Below are 15,825 nucleotides of genomic sequence, written 5' to 3'. Positions count from 1 at the left end.
GCCTGCATCCTCCGCAAAACGGTTGTTTCTGAGGGGTCAGCAGCTAGAGGTTGAGCGCGGGACAGATAGCGACGTTCGCTATGGGCTCTTTTCGTCGATGCCCGTGGGTTGCACTGGCGGCGGCTATGCGGGACGGAGCGGACGGTGGAACATTACTATTTTGGCAAACGCCCCAACACAGTCAAAAAAGACTGGATCAATAGGTGTTCATTGCCAAGAAAGTACACTGCGGCCGCAGGGACTCCCACTGTCACCACCCCTATAGCCGCTGTGCCGGTGGCCAAGCCTGCGGCTTTCTTAAAGCTGCGCCCGAACTCTCCCTTGCCTGCCAGCGCCTCGGCTACTTCGCGGGCTTTGGTTTCATCCTGCAATTGTTGAGTCAGGCGCCTGACAAGCGCTTCAAGCTGGACGATCTGCAGCTCTAGCTTCGCTTGTTCCAGCGGGTCAGTAGCGGGCTCAGAGGCAGGCGCAAGATGTTCAAGCGCTTCTGCAAATTCCAGCATGGTTTGCAGGGGTTCGGCCAGATAATTTCCGCTTGTGGCAGGAACGTCGCGCAACGCCGTCCTGATCTGGCCCGCAAATTTCTGCGCGGTCAGACGTGTGAGAGCTGGATAGTGCAACAAATGCCTGATCTGCGCCTTGGCCGTCTTTACCTTGGGCGGGTCTACTGCCCCCCCAATCGGCTGCGAAGAGCCGCCGTCGGGGGTGGCATAGGGGGCATAGGGCTCGGGCCATGGCGGCAGGCTGCGCAGATAGTTCAGCGTTTTGCGGGTGCGCTCATTATCATCTTTGATCTGCGCCAGTTCTGCCAGCTGCGCATCACGTTGGGTGGCAGGGGTGTTCTGGAAAGTGAGGCCGTTGCTGCGATCCGTTCCCAGCTTGTCAAGCTCCGCAATCGGGCGCAGGTCAGCGATCCGGGCGTCGTCGAGGTTGAGGGTCTTCAAGCTCTTCAAATCCGTCAGCGGCGCGAGGTCGGTGATCGGGGTGTCGTAGAGTTGGAGGGTCGTCAAGCCCTTCAAGCCCGCCAGCGGCGTGAGGTCGGTGATCGAGGTGTCGTAGAGTTGCAGGGTCGTCAAGCCCTTCAGGCTCGCCAGCGACGTGAAGTCGGTGATCCGGGTGTCGTTGAGGTTGAGGTTCTGCAAGCCTTCCAGGCCCGCCAGCGGCGCGAGGTCGGTGATCGGGGTGCTGTCGAGGGTGAGGATCTGCAAGCCCGTCAAGCTCGCCAGCGGTGCGAAATCGGTGATCGGGGTGCGGCCGAGGTTGAGGATCTGCAAGCCCTTCAAGCCCCATAGCGGCGCGAGGTCGGTGATTTGGGTGCCGGAAAGGTTGAGGATCTGCAAGCTCGTCAAGCCTGCCAGCGGCGCGAGATTGGTGACTCGGGTGTTGAGGAGAATGAGGGACTGTAAACCCTTCAAACCCGCCAGCGGTGCGAGATCAGCGACTTGGGTGTCGTCGAGGGTGATGGTCTGCAAGCCTGAAAGATTTTCAATCTCTGGTGGCAGACGGTCCAGGGCAGGGAAGTCGTCTCTGCCGAAATGCAGCTCCTTCTCGCCTGTCCTTGCGGCCTTTGCGATCTTTTCTTGCGCCTTTGCAAAGGCCATGTCTGCGTCACTCAAATCAACCTGGCTCCCTTGTATGTCGCTTTTGATATTCTGCGCATCGTCAATGCAGAAGCTCTGTTTTCGAAAGCGTGCAACGAACGCGCACTGGCCGTCAGCTTTGGGCTCCTTGCACCGCTGCCCGGTCGCGGCCTTGGCGGCAGCTATGCAGGGCCAAGCAGTTGTGATGCGACCGCGTTCTTGCTGATCAGACAGGTTCAGCGTATCTCGACAGGATGCGGCATACGCAGCCCCCCTACACCTACTGTATCGGCTCATGAAACCCCATCGACATCGACGGAGTGGCGAACCGCGTTCGCCACAGCAACAGCGTGATCCCGGCAACCATGTTCTTGAGAGCACAAGCGCAAAGGGCAAGATCCGAGGCACGGCGCGACAACTCGTCGAGCGTTATCTTCAGTTTGCAGAAGAAGCCCGGCTTGCGAATGATCGCGTGGCGTCCGAGGCCTTTCTGCAATCGGCCGAGCACTATGTCCGCTTGGGCAATCCCGTTTGTCACCCCGACACCCGACCTGTGAAGCACCGGCCTCACGCGCCTGCGCCGACTGCGCCGACTGCGACAGAGGTGTGCTCTTCTGCCGGTGATGCGTGCACCACTGTTCCAGTGGCTATGGTGTGCGCGGAACAAGCGCCTGAGCCTGAGGCTGTCAATGTAGAGACAGCGCCAAAGCGCCGCGAGTCCCGGAGCCCAGAGCAAGCCCGGATCGCGAAACGGGCCGCGGCAGCGGCTGTTCTTGAGCGGGTTGCGGGACAGCATGGCTACACATTGGCACAGCTGGGCCTGGTGCTTCGGTCATAAGGAGCCCTACCTGAAGGACTGGCGCGGCATCCCGAAGGCGCAGGAGATGCTGGACATCGTGACAATGGTTCAGTGACGTAAGGAGGGGCGGCATGATCGCTGCTGTCCCAATCACAGGAGAACGTCATGAAGATCACTCGCTCTGGCCAGACAGCTTCCACGGTCGGCCCCTCCGACTGGTTCACCGGCACCGTCCGGATCGATCCCCTGTTCAGCGCCGAAGCACCAGGCCGCACCGGTGGAGCGCACGTTACGTTCGAGCCAGGGGCACGCACGGCCTGGCACACGCATCCCGCCGGTCAGACCCTTATCGTGACCTTCGGGCGCGGCCTGGTTCAGCACGAGGGCGGGCCCGTCAGGGAAATCCGTGCGGGGGATGTGGTCTGGTTTCCCGCTGGGGAAAAGCACTGGCATGGTGCCGCACCCGATACCGCCATGAGCCACATTGCCATTCAGGAGACCATCGATGGCACGGCTGTGACCTGGATGGAGAAGGTTTCGGATAGTGAGTACCTGGACCGCCAGTAGCGTCCTGCTTGAACGCACTGTCCGGGGATCAGCTGGATTTCTGGAAGGCTGCCGGATCATCACAACAGACACGCAAAGAAGGTGCAGTTCGTTCACTGCCCCGTCCATGAGCGACTGCTTTCGGGAAGCTGCGCCACCAGCCAGCGGAAGTGTCGCGTGGCAGCAGTGGGCTCTTCACGTTGATCCTGCCACCTCACCTGATTGTCGGCTTTTCAGTTAAGGCTTTAAGCGAGGTCGCTGACAAATAGCGTCAACAGAACCCTGCCATTTAGCGCAGAAATCTACACGCAGGGATCGGCACAAAGCGTGCAAGGCGTCCGTTACACGATCCTCTTTCGGGCACGTTCGAGGGGCGCGGCCCAAGCTGGCAGGGGAGGCTCCCCATGAGACAGGACACGTCCGGGTCGACCGGAGCTCCCTTCGCGGCTCTCCCCGAGGACCGACGCCGCGAGGTCATGGCCCGCCTGGCGGTGCTCCGGCCCGCCCTCGAGGAGGAGGTGCCTCTCGCGGGCCGCGGCCGAGGCAAGCGTGCCGCTCCGGACCGCGCAGCGCTGGCTGGCGCGCTACCGCAAGGACGGCATGCAGGGCTTCACACATCCACATGCTCGCCGTGCTGCGATGCCGTCCGCCTAAAGCATTAGCAGGTAACCTCCTATACCCTTGCGCGAATGAGGTTACTTGTCACCCGACGATGGTCGCCTCGGTGGCGGTACGCAGCTCGTCCTCGCTAACCCCGTCGACCAGCTCGACGATGCGCAGCCCGCCCTCGACCACGTCCAGAACGCCCAGATTGGTGATGATCCGGTCGACCACGCCCTTGCCGGTCAACGGCAGAGTGCAGGACTTCAGAACCTTGGATCCGCCGGCCTTGTTGGTGTGGTCCATGACCACGATCACCCGGCCCACGCCCGCGACCAGGTCCATTGCGCCGCCCATGCCCTTGACCAGCTTGCCGGGGATCATCCAGTTGGCCAGGTCGCCCTCCTCGGAGACCTCCATCGCGCCCAAGATGGCCGCCGCGATCTTGCCGCCGCGGATCATGCCAAAGCTGGTGGCACTGTCGAAATAGGACGTGCGCGGCAGTTCGGTGATCGTCTGCTTGCCCGCGTTGATCAGGTCGGGGTCCTCCTCACCCTCGAACGGGAAGGGGCCCATGCCCAGCATGCCGTTCTCCGACTGCAGGGTGATGTCCTTGTCGCCCACGTAGTTCGCGACCAGCGTCGGGATGCCGATCCCCAGGTTCACGTACCAGCCGTCCTGCAACTCCTGCGCGGCACGGGCGGCCATCTGGTTGCGGTCCCAGCCTTTCGGTGCGTCGGGCATCAGACGGCCTCCTTCTTGCGGGTGGTGCGCTGTTCGATGCGCTTTTCATGCGTGCCTTGGATGATCCGGTGGACATAGATGCCCGGCAGGTGGATCAGGTCGGGGTCCAGGCTGCCCCGCGGGACGATCTCCTCGACCTCGGCGACGCAGACGCGGCCGCACATCGCGGCGGGCGGGTTGAAGTTCCGCGCCGTTTTGCGGAAGACTAGGTTGCCGGTGTCGTCGGCCTTCCAGGCCTTCACAATGGACAGGTCGGCCACGATCCCGCGCTCCAGGATGTAATCCTGGCCGTCGAAATTCTTTACCTCTTTCCCCTCGGCAATGACGGTGCCGACCCCAGTCTTGGTGTAGAAGCCGGGGATACCGCTGCCGCCGGCGCGCATGCGCTCGGCCAAGGTGCCCTGGGGGTTGAACTCCAGCTCCAGCTCTCCGGACAGGTACTGGCGCATGAACTCGGCGTTTTCACCGACATAGCTGCTGATCATCTTGCTGATCTGGCGCGTGTCCAGCAGCTTGCCCAGGCCGAACCCGTCCACGCCGCAATTGTTGCTGGCGATGGTCAGGTCCTTGACCTTCGACGCCACCAGCGCGTCGATCAGAAGCTCGGGGATCCCGCAAAGGCCAAAGCCGCCCGCCGCGATGAACATCCCGTCATGAAGCAACCCCTCCAGCGCCGCATCTGCGCTGCCATAGACCTTTTTCATGCCGCAACCTCCCTCAGCCCCAGGATCTGCCGTGCCTGCTGCCAGGTCGCAACGGGACGGCCGGCCCGCGCGCAGATATCGGCAGCGCGCGTGACCAACGCCGCGTTCGATGGCGCCAGCGTCTTGCGGTCCAGCCGCACGTTGTCCTCGAGCCCCGTGCGGGCATGGCCGCCGGCCTCGATCGCCCATTCGTTCAGCGTCAGCTGATGCGCGCCGATGCCGGCGGCGCACCAGGGAGCATCCTCGCCGAAAAGGCGCTTCACCGTGCGGATGTAGTAGTCGAACACGTCCCGGTCGACGGGCATCGCGTTTTTCACCCCCATCACGAACTGGACATAGGGCCGCGTCTTCAACCGCCCGTCCTTCCACATCGCACGGGCTTGCAGGATATGGCTGAGATCGAAGGCCTCGATCTCGGGCATGACGCCGTGCGTCGCCATCTCGGCGGCCAGCCAGTCCACGAGGTCCGGCGCGTTCTCATAGACCCGCGTCGGGAAATTGTTCGAGCCAACGGCGAGGCTCGCCATGTCGGGGGCGAGCCGCAGCATCCCGCCGCGATCCTTGCCCGCGCCTGAGCGCCCGCCGGTCGACAGCTGCACGATCATGCCGGGGCAATGCTGGCGGATGCCCTCCAGCAGGCGGGCGAAGCGGTCGGGGTCCGAGGTCGGTTTGCCCTCGTTGTCCCGGACATGGGCGTGGACGATGCTGGCGCCGGCCTCGAAGGCCTCATGCGTTGACTCGATCTGCTCGGCAATCGTGATCGGCACGGCGGAGTTGTTCGCCTTGGTCGGCAGGCTGCCGGTGATGGCGACGCAGAGGATGCAGGGGGTCATGTGGTGCTTTCCAATCGTTGTGGCGCCGCCCTGCCTATGAGGCGGCGGCGCACAGGAAGTCCGTCAGGGCTGTGGTGAACCGGGATGCCGCTTCGACATTGACGATGTGTCGTCCCGGCAGGGCGAGATGCCGGCCGTCTTGCACCGCCTCTGCGATGGCCGCGAGATCTGTGGGTGGGCAGACCGGATCGTCGCTTCCCGAGATCGCCAGCAGCGGGCGGGTGATCTGGGCAAGCTGGCCGCGCAGATCCGCCTCGGCCAAGGCGGCACAGCATCCCGTATAGCCGTTGACCGAGGCTGCCGCGAAGCTGTCCAGGATGGGCTTCACGATATCGGGCCGGGCGGCGCGGTAGTCGCTGGTGAACCATCGTTCGGCCGTTGCCGCGATAAGGCCGTGAAGCCCGTTCGCCTTTACCTCGTCAATGCGCGCGTGCCAGCTTTCAGCGGTCCCGATCCTGGCCGCGGTCGCGCAAACTGCGATACGATCGACACGGTCCCCGGCGTGAATGCCCAGCCACTGGCCGGTCAGTCCGCCGATGGACAGGCCGCAGAAATGCGTGCGCTCGATCTTCAGCGCGTCCAGAAGGACGATCACGTCACCCCCCAGATCCGCCAGCCTAAAGGGCGGGGGAGGGGCGGAGGACCTGCCATGACCGCGCCGGTCGTAGCGCAGGATGCGGAAATGCCGTGACATCTCAACAATCTGCGGGTCCCACATGCGTAGATCGGTTCCGAGCGAGTTGCAGAAGGTCAGCCATGGGCCATCCGTTCCGTCGATCCGGTAATGCAGGCGGTGGGTTGGTAGATCGAGCTGCGCCATGTCAAAATTCCTTTGGGGATAGGCGCGCGGCCTCAAGGCCGCGCGCCTGGTTTTGTGCATCGCTTCAGGCTGCGGCAAGCTGGGCATTATCGCGCCCACGCCCATTGGCCAACGCAAAGACCAGCATGGCGATGGTCGAGACAGCCGCAGGGATCGCGAAGATCAGGAAGTTCTCGCCCAGGGGAAGCCCCTGCGCCAGCAGCACTCCGCCCAGAGTCGGCCCAACGATGGCGCCAATCCGGCCTACGCCCGAGGCCCAACCGAGGCCGGTCGAACGAACTGACATGTTGTAAAGCTGCGCAACGCTTGCATAGAGCAGGATCTGCGTGCCGATGGTTGTCGCGCCAGCGATGAAGACCAACAGGAACAGCAGCGCGGGGGCCGGGTTGAAGCCGATAAGCGCAATCGACACGGCGGCGGCGGCGAAGAAGCCCACCACGACCTTGGGCAGGCCGAACCGGTCACCCATCCGGCCGCCGAGGATCGCCCCCGCCATGCCGCCGAAGTTCAGCGAGAACAGCGACAGAAGGCTGGCGCGTTCGGCGTAGCCCGCCTCTTGCAGCACCTTGGGCAGCCAAGACGACAGCAGATAGACCAGCAGCAGGCAGCAGAAGAAGGACAGCCACAGCATCAGCGTGCGCAGCGTCCGACCATGCCGGAACAGCTCGGCCATCGAGGCGGATGCCCCCTTGGCCTCGACGAGGACCAGCCGATCGTCGACCGCAAGCGGCGCCGCCGGGTTGATCCTTGCAAAGATGCGCCGGGCCTCGTCCTGCTTGCCCTGCTTGATCAGGAAGCCAAGGGATTCGGGCAGTTTCCACAGGATCAGCGGCAACAGCAGCAGCGGCACCGCAGCGATGTAGAACATCGGTTGCCAGCCAAAGCTGGGGATCAGGCCGATGCCAAGACCCGCCGCCACCATGCCACCCACCGAGTAGCCAGAGAACATCAGCGCGACCATGGTTCCACGCAGGCGCTTGGGCGCATATTCATTCATCAGCGCCACTGCATTGGGCATCAGCCCACCGCATCCCAGACCCGCGATGAAGCGGAAAAACTTGAACTGGCCGGGCGTGTCGGCAAAGCCTGTAAGGACCGTGGCCGAAGTGAACAGTGCAAAACTAATAGCCACACCCTTTTTACGGCCGATTTTGTCGGCGAGTGGGCCGAGGATCAGGGCTCCAAACATCATGCCGAACAATGCCCAGGCTTGAAGCGCACCCGCCTGCGGCTTGGTCAGGCCCCATTCCTGGATCAGCGTCGGCAAGACCGTGCCCGCCACGAACACGTCATAGCCGTCGACCACCAGCAGCGTGCCGCACAGCGCAACCACCATCCACTGAAACCGACCGAACGGACTTTGATCGATGGCCTCATTCACGTCTATTGTACGCATTGTCGTTTACCTCCCTGTTATTGCTTCTATTTGCTCGGTTAGCCTTCGTCGCCTCCCGCGACGGGCAGGACAGAACCGGTGATGTAGGACGCCTCGTCCGATGCCAGGAAAAGGATCGGCGCGGCCTGCTCCTCGATGGTGGCGTAGCGGTGCATGAAGGCCGATTGCTTCACCTGGTCCACGACCTCGGCCATCCATTGTTTTTCCGCCGTGCTGTCCCCCTCTGCATTGCGGGGGATAAGGCGCGGAGGCGCCTCGGTGCCGCCGGGGGCGGTGGCGACGACGCGGATGTTCTGACCGGCCAGTTCCATCGCCAGCGATTTCGTGATCGCGTTCACGCCGCCCTTGGCCGCCGAATAAGGCACGCGGTGGATGCCACGCGTGGCATTCGAGGACACATTGACGATGGTGCCGCCGCCGCCCGCTACCAGATGCGGCAGGACCGCATGGCAGCAATAAAGCGTCGGCATCAGCGACCGCCTGATCTCGGCGTCGATCTGCGACGGCTCGAATTCGTTAAAGGGGCGCATCCGGATCGCGCCGCCAACGTTATTGATGAGGATGTCGATGCCGCCGAAGACATCATGGGCGCGGCGCATGGCCGCCTCGGCACCGTCCCATGTCTCGAGATCCACGGTGAAGGCGGCGGCGCCGCCTCCGGCCTCGGCCGCCACGTTGGACACAAAATCGGCGCGGTCCACGAACAGGACCTTGCCGCCCTCGGCCACCGCGCGCAGGGCTACGGCGCGGCCGATCCCCTGCGCAGCCCCGGTCACGACCAGCACCTTGCCTGCAAAGCGACCGGCAAAGATGGCGGCGCTCATGCGCTGGCCTTTAGCGGTGCATTCGGGGTGAACTTCTCGTAATGGAAGCTGGCCGGCCTGATCCCGTTCTCGTCGAGGTAGTGGCGCACGGCATCGACCATCGGCGGGGGGCCGCAGAGATAGACCTCGGCGCCCGCTTGGGCCAGCATCTCGTCCGGCATGTGCTGGGTCACCCAGCCCGTGCGGGGATGCTCCGAGGCCGGGTCGGCGACGACCGTGGCAAAGGTGAAGTTCGGCAGCCGCTTGGCAAGGGCCGCGAGACGGTCCACCAGCACGAGATCCAGATCGCGCGTCACCCCGTAAATCAGGTGGATATCGCGGCGCGAGCCGGCGCGGGCCAGCACCTCGAGCATCGACAGGAACGGCGCGAGGCCGGTGCCCCCCGCAAGGAACAGCAGCGGGCCAGCGCCTTCGCGCAGATAGAAGCTGCCCATCGGGCCGGTCAGCGTCAGACTGTCGCCAAGCCTGGCCCTTGCCAGCCAGGTGCTCATCAGGCCGTCCGGGATCTTCTTGATGAGAAAGCCCAAGCCCGTCTCGCCCGGCGGGGTGCTGAAGGAATAGGACCGGTGATCGGCGCTGCCCGGAACGGCGATGTTGACATATTGCCCCGGCAGAAAGACCGGCGCGGCCTCGCCCTCGTCCACCGCCAGTTCCAAGACCACGGCGGCGTCGTGATGCGCCTCGATCCGGGCGACAGTTGCCGAGAAGGACTGCTGCCCCGTCTTGCAGGCCGTTGAGCTGGTCGGGACTGAAATGACGCAGTCCGAGGACGGCACCATCTGGCAGGTCAGAACGAGGCCCTCGGCGGCCTCGTCCTCGGTCAGGGCGTCTTCGATATAGTCGTCGCCCAACTCGTAGGTGCCGCTTTCGGCGCGGCACTTGCAGGTGCCGCAGACGCCGTCGGAACAGTCCATCGGCAGGTTGATCCTGTTGCGGAATGCTGCATCGAGGACCTTTTCGCCCTTCTTGCAGTCCACGAAGCGGGTGATCCCGTCCTCGAAGTTCAGCGCGATCGTATAGCACATGGTCGCCTCCTCCTTGCGGTTGTGCGGGGTCGGCGGTCAGACGTGATAGACGTCGATGACCTGGCGGATGTAGTCGTTCTTCAGGACGATCTTCTTGGCGGCGATGCGCAGCCCCGCGTCCGTGTGGCGCAGGGTCACGAACATGGTTCCGAAGAACTGGTCCGTGGTCTTGTAGCGGTGGTTCAGTGTGTGAAAGTTGTAGCGGACATCCACCTCGCCCCCCCGATCCTCGACCAGCTCGACATTCGACACGGTATGGCTGGTGCGGGGTTCGGGCGTCGATGCGCCCGAGCGCTCGGTCTTGATGCGGAACACCCGGTCCTCAAGCCCCTCGCGGCTCGGGTAATAGATCAGCGAGATCTCGGTCTGCGGGTCTTCCGTCGTCTGGTCGTTGTCGTCCCAGGCCGGCATCCAGTAGGACGCATCGGGGGCGTAGCATTCCAGCCAGTCGTCCCATTGCCGGTCGTCCAGAAGGCGTGCCTCGCGGTAAAGGAAGGCGCAGATGGCGTCATAGCCGATGCGGGTGTCGGTGATCTGATCGAGGCTCATGCTGCACCTTTTGCGTTGTGGTCGGCTTTCTCGGCGGCGAGCGCCTGGCGCATCACCTTGGCCCAGTGCGCGTGCTGGCAGACGAAGAGGCCCTCGTCCTCGGAGCGTTCACCCGACAGAAGCGGGTTCAGCCCCATGCGGCGGGCATTCTCGTCCGGACCTTCGATCCAGAGCGGCGCACCGCGCGACATGTCGTTCCACAGCGGCGCGGCATAGGCGGTCTGGCAGGCGCGGAACTCCTCCAGATCGTCCGAGGTGCCCATGCCCGAGACGTTGAAGAAATCTTCGTATTGGCGGATGCGGTGCGCGCGGTCCTCGGCGCTTTCGCCTTTCGGGGCGAAGCAGAAGATCGTGACCTCGGTCCTGTCCACGCCAAGAGGGCGGACGACTCGGATCTGGGTGCTGAACTGGTCCATCAGGAACACGTTCGGATAGAGCCCCAGGTTGCGCGTCTGGTTGACGATGAACCCGGCCTTTTCCTCACCCAAGCGGGCGGTGATTTCCTCGCGGCGGCCATAGACGGGGCGCACCTCGGGGTTCTTGGTGTTGGTCCACAACAGGATATGGCCGTTCTCGAAGCCATAGACGCCCGCGACCGATTTGGACCAGCTGTTGGCATCGACGGCCTTGGTACCGGTCTCGCTGCGGCGCTCCATGGTGGTGGCGTAGTTCCAGTGGACCGAGCTGACGTGATAGCCGTCGCAGCCGTTCTCCATCTGCAGCTTCCAGTTGCCGTCATAGATGTAGGAGGAATTGCCGCGCAGGACCTCCAAGCCTTCGGGGGCCTGATCGACAATCTGGTCGATGATGACAGTAGTTTCGCCCAAGAATTCCTTCAGCGGCGCCACGTCAGGGCTCAGGCTGCCGAACAGGAAGCCGCGATAGGACTCGAACCGGGCCACGCGGGTCAGGTCGTGCGATCCGTGCTGGTTGAACTGGTCGGGATATTGCGTGGTCTTGGCGTCCTTGACCTTCAGTAGCTTGCCGGTGTTGGAAAAGGTCCAGCCGTGGAACGGACAGGTGAAGCTGCCCTTGTTGCCCTGCTTCCGGCGGCAGAGCATCGCGCCCTTGTGGGCGCAGGCGTTGATGACTGCGTTCAGTTCGCCCGTCTTGTCGCGGGTGATGACGATCGGCTGGCGGCCGATCCAGGTGGTGTAGTAGTCGTTGACGTTGGGGATCTGGCTTTCATGCGCCAGATAGACCCAGTTGCCTTCGAAGATGTGCTTCATCTCCAGCGCGAACAGATCCTCGTTGGTGAAGATGTCGCGGCGGCAGCGGAACAGGCCGGCTTCCTTGTCGTCCTGGACGGCGACGTCCAGCAGTTGATCCAGGTCGCGGGCCTTCTCGATGATTGCAGACATGAGTCTCCTCCCCAGGGGTCGCGCTTACGCGATCCGGCCCCTGCCAGATTTCGATGATGAAAGATTGGGTCCGGAGTTGAGCGGCCGGTCCCTTCCAGGGGGCCGGCCGGAGTTGCCCGTCAGGCAGCGGCGCGGCGGCGCTGTTCGTTAACCTGGTTGTCAATGCCGTCGATCAACGCGGTCAGATGGATGTCGAACACGATCTCGGCGAACGGGCCGTCGAGGTCATTGGCGCGGATGCTCTCCTCGTCCGTGCGCTCGACGACATGGGGCACCAGGCCCGCACGGGTCGCATAGGCGAAGTCGTCGTCGATCAGCGGATCACCCTCGATGTTGATCTGGGTTGTCAGCTTGCGGTGACCGTCGGCGCTGATGAAGAAGTGGATATGCGCCGGGCGCTGGCCGTGGCGGCCAAGGGCGCTCAGCACCTTTTCGGTCGGGCTGCCGGGAGGCACGCCATAGCCCGAGGGCAGGATGCTCTGGAACTTGTAGCGGCCGTTCTCGTCGGCGATGATCGTGCGGCGCATGTTAAAGTCGGACTGCAGGCCGGTCGGATCGAAGTGGGAATAGAAGCCGCGGGTATCGCAATGCCAGACCTCGACCTGCGCGCCCGGCACCGGCTTGCCGTCCGAACCATGGACGGTGCCATGCATGATCAGCGTGTGGCCGTTGGTGTCGCGGCCATCGTCAAGCCGGGCAAAGCCCTGTTCGACGGGGGCGCCTGCAACATACAGCGGCCCCTCAATGGTGCGCGGGGTCGGGTTCTCGATCCCCAGAGCGGCGTCGATGGCATCCAGGCGTTCGTCGATGAAGTGATCGAGCCCCAGGCCCGGTGAGATCAGGCCAGCCTGTCCGGCGGCGCCCAAGTCGTTCAGCCAGGCCACGCCCGCCCAGTATTCGTCGGGGGTAATGTTCAGATCGTCCACGGCCTTGAACAGGTCGGACATCAGCCGATGCACGATCTCTTTCATCCGCGGATTGCCGTCGTTGTTGTTCAGGCCGCTGAGTTCCTTCAGGAACGCCTGCACGTCGGGTCGGTCGAAAATCTTGACGGTCATTCTTCTCTCCTCCTGGATTCGCTTGGAAACTGGGTCGGGCTGGCCCCCTCCGGCCGCCCTCGGGCGGTCAGCTGTCATCCTCCCGGATGGCCGAGGGGTGGCGCAGGATGGGGATGACGGTGATGGACATAAACGGGTACAGGGGCAGGCCCGACAGGATGTCGTGCAGCTCTGCCACGTCGCGCACGTCGAAGATGCTGACATTCGCGTATTGCCCGGCGATGCGCCAGATATGGCGCCATTTACCCTGCCGCTGCAGATCCTGCGAATAGGTCTTTTCGCGGGCGAGGATATCGGCGCGTTCGTCGGCGGCAACGTCGCGAGGGATCTTCACCTCCATGGTCACATGAAACAGCATGGTCACACCTTTCCGGGCAGGCTGATGGTCTTGCGGATGCCGTCGCGGGCGAAGAAGGCCACGCGATCCTCGTCCAGCGTCACGCCGAGGCCGGGGCCCTGCGGCACGGTCAGCTCAAACTCGCTGTAATCCAGCGGCTCGGTTAGGATTTCCTCGGTCAGCAGCAGAGGGCCGAACAGCTCCGTGCCCCATTGCAGGTTGGCGAAGGTCGCGAAGGCATGGGCCGAGACGACCGTTCCCACCGCGCCTTCTAGCATGGTCCCGCCGTAAAGCCCGATCCCCGCCGCATCGGCGATGGCCGCGACGCGCCCGGCGTTGAAGGCGCCGCCGCTCTGCTCCAGCTTGACGGCGAAGACGTCGGCGCCCCGGACGCAGGCCAGCTCGAAGGCGCTTTCGGGGCCGGTCAGGGATTCATCCGCCATAAGCGCCACGGGGAAGCGGCGCATCAGGCGGGCCAAGGTGGCTGAGGACGCGACCGGCTGCTCGACCAGCTCGCAGCCCGCATCCGCAAGGGCAGCCATGCCGAAAGTGGCCTCGCCTTCGGACCAGGCCATGTTCACATCGACGCGGACGGCGCCCCGGTCGCCAAGCGCAGCCTTGATCCCCGCAACATGGGCAATGTCATCGCGGAGCGCGCGCGCGCCGATCTTCAGCTTGAAGACGCGGTGGCGGCGCAGGTCCAGCATCCGCTCGGCCTCGGCGATGTCGCGGGCGGTGTCGCCCGAAGCGAGGGTCCAGGCGACGGGAAGCCGGTCCCGCCGCCGTCCACCTAAGAGCTCGCTGACCGGCAGGCCAGTGCGCTTGCCCTGCGCGTCCAGCAGGGCGGTCTCGACGGCGGATTTCGCGAAGCGGTTATCGCGCACCGCCTTGCCGATCCGCGCCATCAGCGCCTGCACCCGCGTCGCGTCCTGACCAAGCATCACCGGCGCGAACCAGATGTCGATGTTGGTCTTCATGCTTTCCGGGCTTTCGCCGCCATAGGCCAGCCCGCCAATCGTCGTGCATTCGCCGATCCCGACGATCCCGTCGCTGCAATGGACGCGCACCAGCGTCAGGACCTGTCCGGTCATCGTCGCGACCGCCAGCTTGTGCGGCCGGACGGTCGGCAGGTCCAGGATCACCGTCTCGACCCGAGTGACGACGGGCGCTGCGGTAGAGGCTGTGGCGCGGGGGGAATATGGCTGGTTCATACCGTAAAGTTGCCGCCTAGAACCCCTGCACGTCCAACACCATTTGGATGTATAACGATACTCTCAAGGTATAGTGTTGGCTAACGGCTCAATTTTCAGCTATATTTCCCGCTGAAGAATACCAGAAATAGTCATGAAAGGGGCTCGTTTCATGGACCTGCGCCAGTTGCGTTACTTCGCGGCTGTGGCGCGCGAGCGGAACTTCACGCGCGCCGCCGAATCCCTGCACATCGCGCAGCCGCCGCTCAGCCGGCAGATCCAACTGCTCGAGGAGGAGTTGGGCGTCGCCCTGATCCTCCGCAACAGCCGCCCGATCAAGCTGACTGATGCCGGACGGCTGTTTTACGAACAGGCGCTGCAGGTTCTGGGCCGGGTCGAGCAGATGAAGGACGCGACCCGCCGCGTCGGCATGAACCGCAACAAGGTGCTGTCCATTGGCTTCGTTGCCTCGACGCTTTACGGCGGCCTGCCATTGCTGGTCCGCAAGCTGCGGCAGAATGCGCCCGAGCTGGATATCCAGCTGCTCGAGCTGCTCTCGGTTCAGCAGGTAGCGGCCTTGAAGGAGGGGCGGATCGATCTTGGTTTCGGCCGCCTCATGCACAACGATGAGAACGTGGTCGGCACCGTCCTGCGCGAGGAACGCCTCGTCGTCGCGCTGCCGCATGACGCGCTATTAGCCAGAGACGAGACGCCGCTGCCGCTGTCCGGCCTGGCCGATCAGAAGCTAATCGTCTATCCCAAGGAGCCGCGCCCCAGCTATGCTGACCAAGTCCTGACGCTGCTTCAGCAGGAGGACATTTATCCCGCCGAAGTGCTGGAAGTGCGCGAGATCCAGACCGCTCTCGGCCTTGTGGCCGCCGACTCGGGCATCTGCATTATCCCTTCCTCGGCACGGCAGATGCGCTCGGACGTACGGTACAGGCCCATCGACAGCCCGCGCGCACTCTCGCCAGTCGTCATGAACCACCGCGCAGGCGACAACTCGCGCTATATCGGATTGGTGAAGAGGCTGATCCGCGACATGTATGCCGAGCGGCCGGCATGGCTGGAGGCAAATAATGTTACGCGTGGTAGGTGAGATCAGCTTAAGTGGCGGCAGACATCAGCGTTGAGACTTCATGAGGATCTTGGTTTAGCTCACTGATAATTTTATCTATTTTCATGGTGCGACAGCTAGCTTGCTGCGCCCTTTTGCGGGTGCTGCGGCAGCCGAACTGGACCGAGGCGTCCTGCCAGCAGAAAACTCAGCCACGTCGCGCAGTCGATCTTGGGCGGCGTCGGCGGGGGGGCATGCTGCACCATCTCAAGACGATTAAGTCGGGCCATCGGAGTGTCCTTTTGCATTCGCCGTGGGCGAGGCACGACACGAGAAGGCTAAGGCGCACACGCTCCAGTGCAGAAATCGGTTCTGCTAATCGCCGCATTTACGCCGCTGATG

The 15,825-nt window shown here is 63.7% G+C and carries 16 protein-coding genes and 1 pseudogene; 4 read left to right on the top strand and 13 right to left on the bottom strand.

Annotated features, from left to right (window positions below):
* Positions 1-155: 155 nt before the first annotated feature.
* The gene (locus tag ACNR9W_RS17805) at positions 156-1,877 is read right to left on the bottom strand and encodes a leucine-rich repeat domain-containing protein (RefSeq protein ID WP_419270781.1); all 1,722 of its coding nucleotides are present in this window, start codon (positions 1,875-1,877) and stop codon (positions 156-158) included.
* On the opposite strand from ACNR9W_RS17805, the gene ACNR9W_RS17800 reads away from it, so the two are divergent.
* The 3 genes and pseudogenes from ACNR9W_RS17800 to ACNR9W_RS17790 form a co-directional block, all read left to right on the top strand.
* Positions 1,876-2,418: a DUF4167 domain-containing protein gene (locus ACNR9W_RS17800; RefSeq protein WP_419270779.1), complete on the top strand. Its 543-nt coding sequence runs from the start codon at positions 1,876-1,878 to the stop codon at positions 2,416-2,418. The genes ACNR9W_RS17805 and ACNR9W_RS17800 overlap by 2 nt on opposite strands.
* Before the next feature lie 126 nt (positions 2,419-2,544).
* Positions 2,545-2,946 (top strand): (R)-mandelonitrile lyase, encoded by a 402-nt coding sequence (locus ACNR9W_RS17795; protein WP_419270777.1) that lies wholly within the window; start codon positions 2,545-2,547, stop codon positions 2,944-2,946.
* Positions 2,947-3,462: 516 nt separating this feature from the next.
* Positions 3,463-3,579: pseudogene (locus ACNR9W_RS17790) on the top strand (leucine zipper domain-containing protein); the annotation flags it as partial.
* Positions 3,580-3,627: 48 nt separating this feature from the next.
* On the opposite strand, the gene ACNR9W_RS17785 reads toward ACNR9W_RS17790, so the two are convergent.
* From ACNR9W_RS17785 to ACNR9W_RS17730, 12 genes are all read right to left on the bottom strand, one after another.
* A complete protein-coding gene (locus ACNR9W_RS17785; RefSeq protein WP_419270775.1) occupies positions 3,628-4,269 on the bottom strand; it encodes a CoA transferase subunit B in 642 nt (213 codons plus the stop codon).
* Positions 4,269-4,973, bottom strand: a complete 705-nt coding sequence (locus tag ACNR9W_RS17780; RefSeq protein ID WP_419270773.1) for a CoA transferase subunit A — start codon at positions 4,971-4,973, stop codon at positions 4,269-4,271. The genes ACNR9W_RS17785 and ACNR9W_RS17780 overlap by 1 nt, the downstream gene beginning before the upstream one ends.
* Positions 4,970-5,806, bottom strand: coding sequence for a beta-keto acid cleavage family enzyme (locus tag ACNR9W_RS17775; RefSeq protein ID WP_419270771.1), 837 nt, complete (start codon positions 5,804-5,806; stop codon positions 4,970-4,972). Before ACNR9W_RS17775 ends, ACNR9W_RS17780 begins: the two co-directional genes overlap by 4 nt.
* A 34-nt stretch (positions 5,807-5,840) precedes the next feature.
* Entirely contained in the window at positions 5,841-6,626 is a 786-nt protein-coding gene (pcaD, locus tag ACNR9W_RS17770; RefSeq protein ID WP_419270769.1) for a 3-oxoadipate enol-lactonase, read from the bottom strand.
* Between the two features lie 64 nt (positions 6,627-6,690).
* Positions 6,691-8,022, bottom strand: coding sequence for an MFS transporter (locus tag ACNR9W_RS17765; protein ID WP_458478856.1), 1,332 nt, complete (start codon positions 8,020-8,022; stop codon positions 6,691-6,693).
* 38 nt (positions 8,023-8,060) lie between these two features.
* Entirely contained in the window at positions 8,061-8,846 is a 786-nt protein-coding gene (gene benD / locus ACNR9W_RS17760) for a benzoate diol dehydrogenase BenD (protein WP_419270765.1), read from the bottom strand.
* Complete coding sequence (gene benC / locus ACNR9W_RS17755; RefSeq protein WP_419270764.1) at positions 8,843-9,871, bottom strand: benzoate 1,2-dioxygenase electron transfer component BenC; 1,029 nt, start codon at positions 9,869-9,871, stop codon at positions 8,843-8,845. The genes benD and benC overlap by 4 nt, the downstream gene beginning before the upstream one ends.
* Before the next feature lie 36 nt (positions 9,872-9,907).
* Positions 9,908-10,420 carry a benzoate 1,2-dioxygenase small subunit gene (benB, locus tag ACNR9W_RS17750; protein ID WP_419270762.1) on the bottom strand — a complete coding sequence of 171 codons (513 nt, stop codon included), beginning with the start codon at positions 10,418-10,420 and terminating at the stop codon, positions 9,908-9,910.
* Positions 10,417-11,781 carry a Rieske 2Fe-2S domain-containing protein gene (locus tag ACNR9W_RS17745; protein WP_419270759.1) on the bottom strand — a complete coding sequence of 455 codons (1,365 nt, stop codon included), beginning with the start codon at positions 11,779-11,781 and terminating at the stop codon, positions 10,417-10,419. Before ACNR9W_RS17745 ends, benB begins: the two co-directional genes overlap by 4 nt.
* Before the next feature lie 119 nt (positions 11,782-11,900).
* Entirely contained in the window at positions 11,901-12,839 is a 939-nt protein-coding gene (gene catA, locus ACNR9W_RS17740) for a catechol 1,2-dioxygenase (protein WP_419270757.1), read from the bottom strand.
* Positions 12,840-12,906: 67 nt separating this feature from the next.
* Positions 12,907-13,197 carry a muconolactone Delta-isomerase gene (gene catC / locus ACNR9W_RS17735; RefSeq protein ID WP_419270755.1) on the bottom strand — a complete coding sequence of 97 codons (291 nt, stop codon included), beginning with the start codon at positions 13,195-13,197 and terminating at the stop codon, positions 12,907-12,909.
* Between the two features lie 2 nt (positions 13,198-13,199).
* Positions 13,200-14,387: a muconate/chloromuconate family cycloisomerase gene (locus ACNR9W_RS17730; RefSeq protein ID WP_419270754.1), complete on the bottom strand. Its 1,188-nt coding sequence runs from the start codon at positions 14,385-14,387 to the stop codon at positions 13,200-13,202.
* A gap of 151 nt (positions 14,388-14,538) precedes the next feature.
* Between ACNR9W_RS17730 and ACNR9W_RS17725 the strand changes: the two genes are divergently transcribed.
* Complete coding sequence (locus ACNR9W_RS17725) at positions 14,539-15,465, top strand: LysR family transcriptional regulator (protein ID WP_419270752.1); 927 nt, start codon at positions 14,539-14,541, stop codon at positions 15,463-15,465.
* Positions 15,466-15,825: the final 360 nt, after the last annotated feature.

Source organism: Paracoccus sp. T5, from assembly GCF_048538155.2.
In the GTDB taxonomy this organism is placed as follows: Bacteria; Pseudomonadota; Alphaproteobacteria; order Rhodobacterales; family Rhodobacteraceae; genus Paracoccus.
This window is presented reverse-complemented; position numbering and strand designations above follow the sequence as displayed.

Excerpts from the sequence above, each read along its gene's own strand:
- ACNR9W_RS17780 (WP_419270773.1), bottom strand. The coding sequence starts at position 4,973 with ATGAAAAAGGTCTATGGCAGCGCAGATGCGGCGCTGGAGGGGTTGCTT.
- ACNR9W_RS17765 (WP_458478856.1), bottom strand. The coding sequence starts at position 8,022 with ATGCGTACAATAGACGTGAATGAGGCCATCGATCAAAGTCCGTTCGGT.
- benC (WP_419270764.1), bottom strand. The coding sequence starts at position 9,871 with ATGTGCTATACGATCGCGCTGAACTTCGAGGACGGGATCACCCGCTTC.
- catC (WP_419270755.1), bottom strand. The coding sequence starts at position 13,197 with ATGCTGTTTCATGTGACCATGGAGGTGAAGATCCCTCGCGACGTTGCC.
- ACNR9W_RS17795 (WP_419270777.1), top strand. The coding sequence starts at position 2,545 with ATGAAGATCACTCGCTCTGGCCAGACAGCTTCCACGGTCGGCCCCTCC.
- catA (WP_419270757.1), bottom strand. The coding sequence starts at position 12,839 with ATGACCGTCAAGATTTTCGACCGACCCGACGTGCAGGCGTTCCTGAAG.
- ACNR9W_RS17800 (WP_419270779.1), top strand. The coding sequence starts at position 1,876 with ATGAAACCCCATCGACATCGACGGAGTGGCGAACCGCGTTCGCCACAG.
- benD (WP_419270765.1), bottom strand. The coding sequence starts at position 8,846 with ATGAGCGCCGCCATCTTTGCCGGTCGCTTTGCAGGCAAGGTGCTGGTC.
- ACNR9W_RS17745 (WP_419270759.1), bottom strand. The coding sequence starts at position 11,781 with ATGTCTGCAATCATCGAGAAGGCCCGCGACCTGGATCAACTGCTGGAC.
- ACNR9W_RS17805 (WP_419270781.1), bottom strand. The coding sequence starts at position 1,877 with ATGAGCCGATACAGTAGGTGTAGGGGGGCTGCGTATGCCGCATCCTGT.
- ACNR9W_RS17730 (WP_419270754.1), bottom strand. The coding sequence starts at position 14,387 with ATGAACCAGCCATATTCCCCCCGCGCCACAGCCTCTACCGCAGCGCCC.
- benB (WP_419270762.1), bottom strand. The coding sequence starts at position 10,420 with ATGAGCCTCGATCAGATCACCGACACCCGCATCGGCTATGACGCCATC.
- ACNR9W_RS17785 (WP_419270775.1), bottom strand. The coding sequence starts at position 4,269 with ATGCCCGACGCACCGAAAGGCTGGGACCGCAACCAGATGGCCGCCCGT.
- ACNR9W_RS17775 (WP_419270771.1), bottom strand. The coding sequence starts at position 5,806 with ATGACCCCCTGCATCCTCTGCGTCGCCATCACCGGCAGCCTGCCGACC.
- pcaD (WP_419270769.1), bottom strand. The coding sequence starts at position 6,626 with ATGGCGCAGCTCGATCTACCAACCCACCGCCTGCATTACCGGATCGAC.
- ACNR9W_RS17725 (WP_419270752.1), top strand. The coding sequence starts at position 14,539 with ATGGACCTGCGCCAGTTGCGTTACTTCGCGGCTGTGGCGCGCGAGCGG.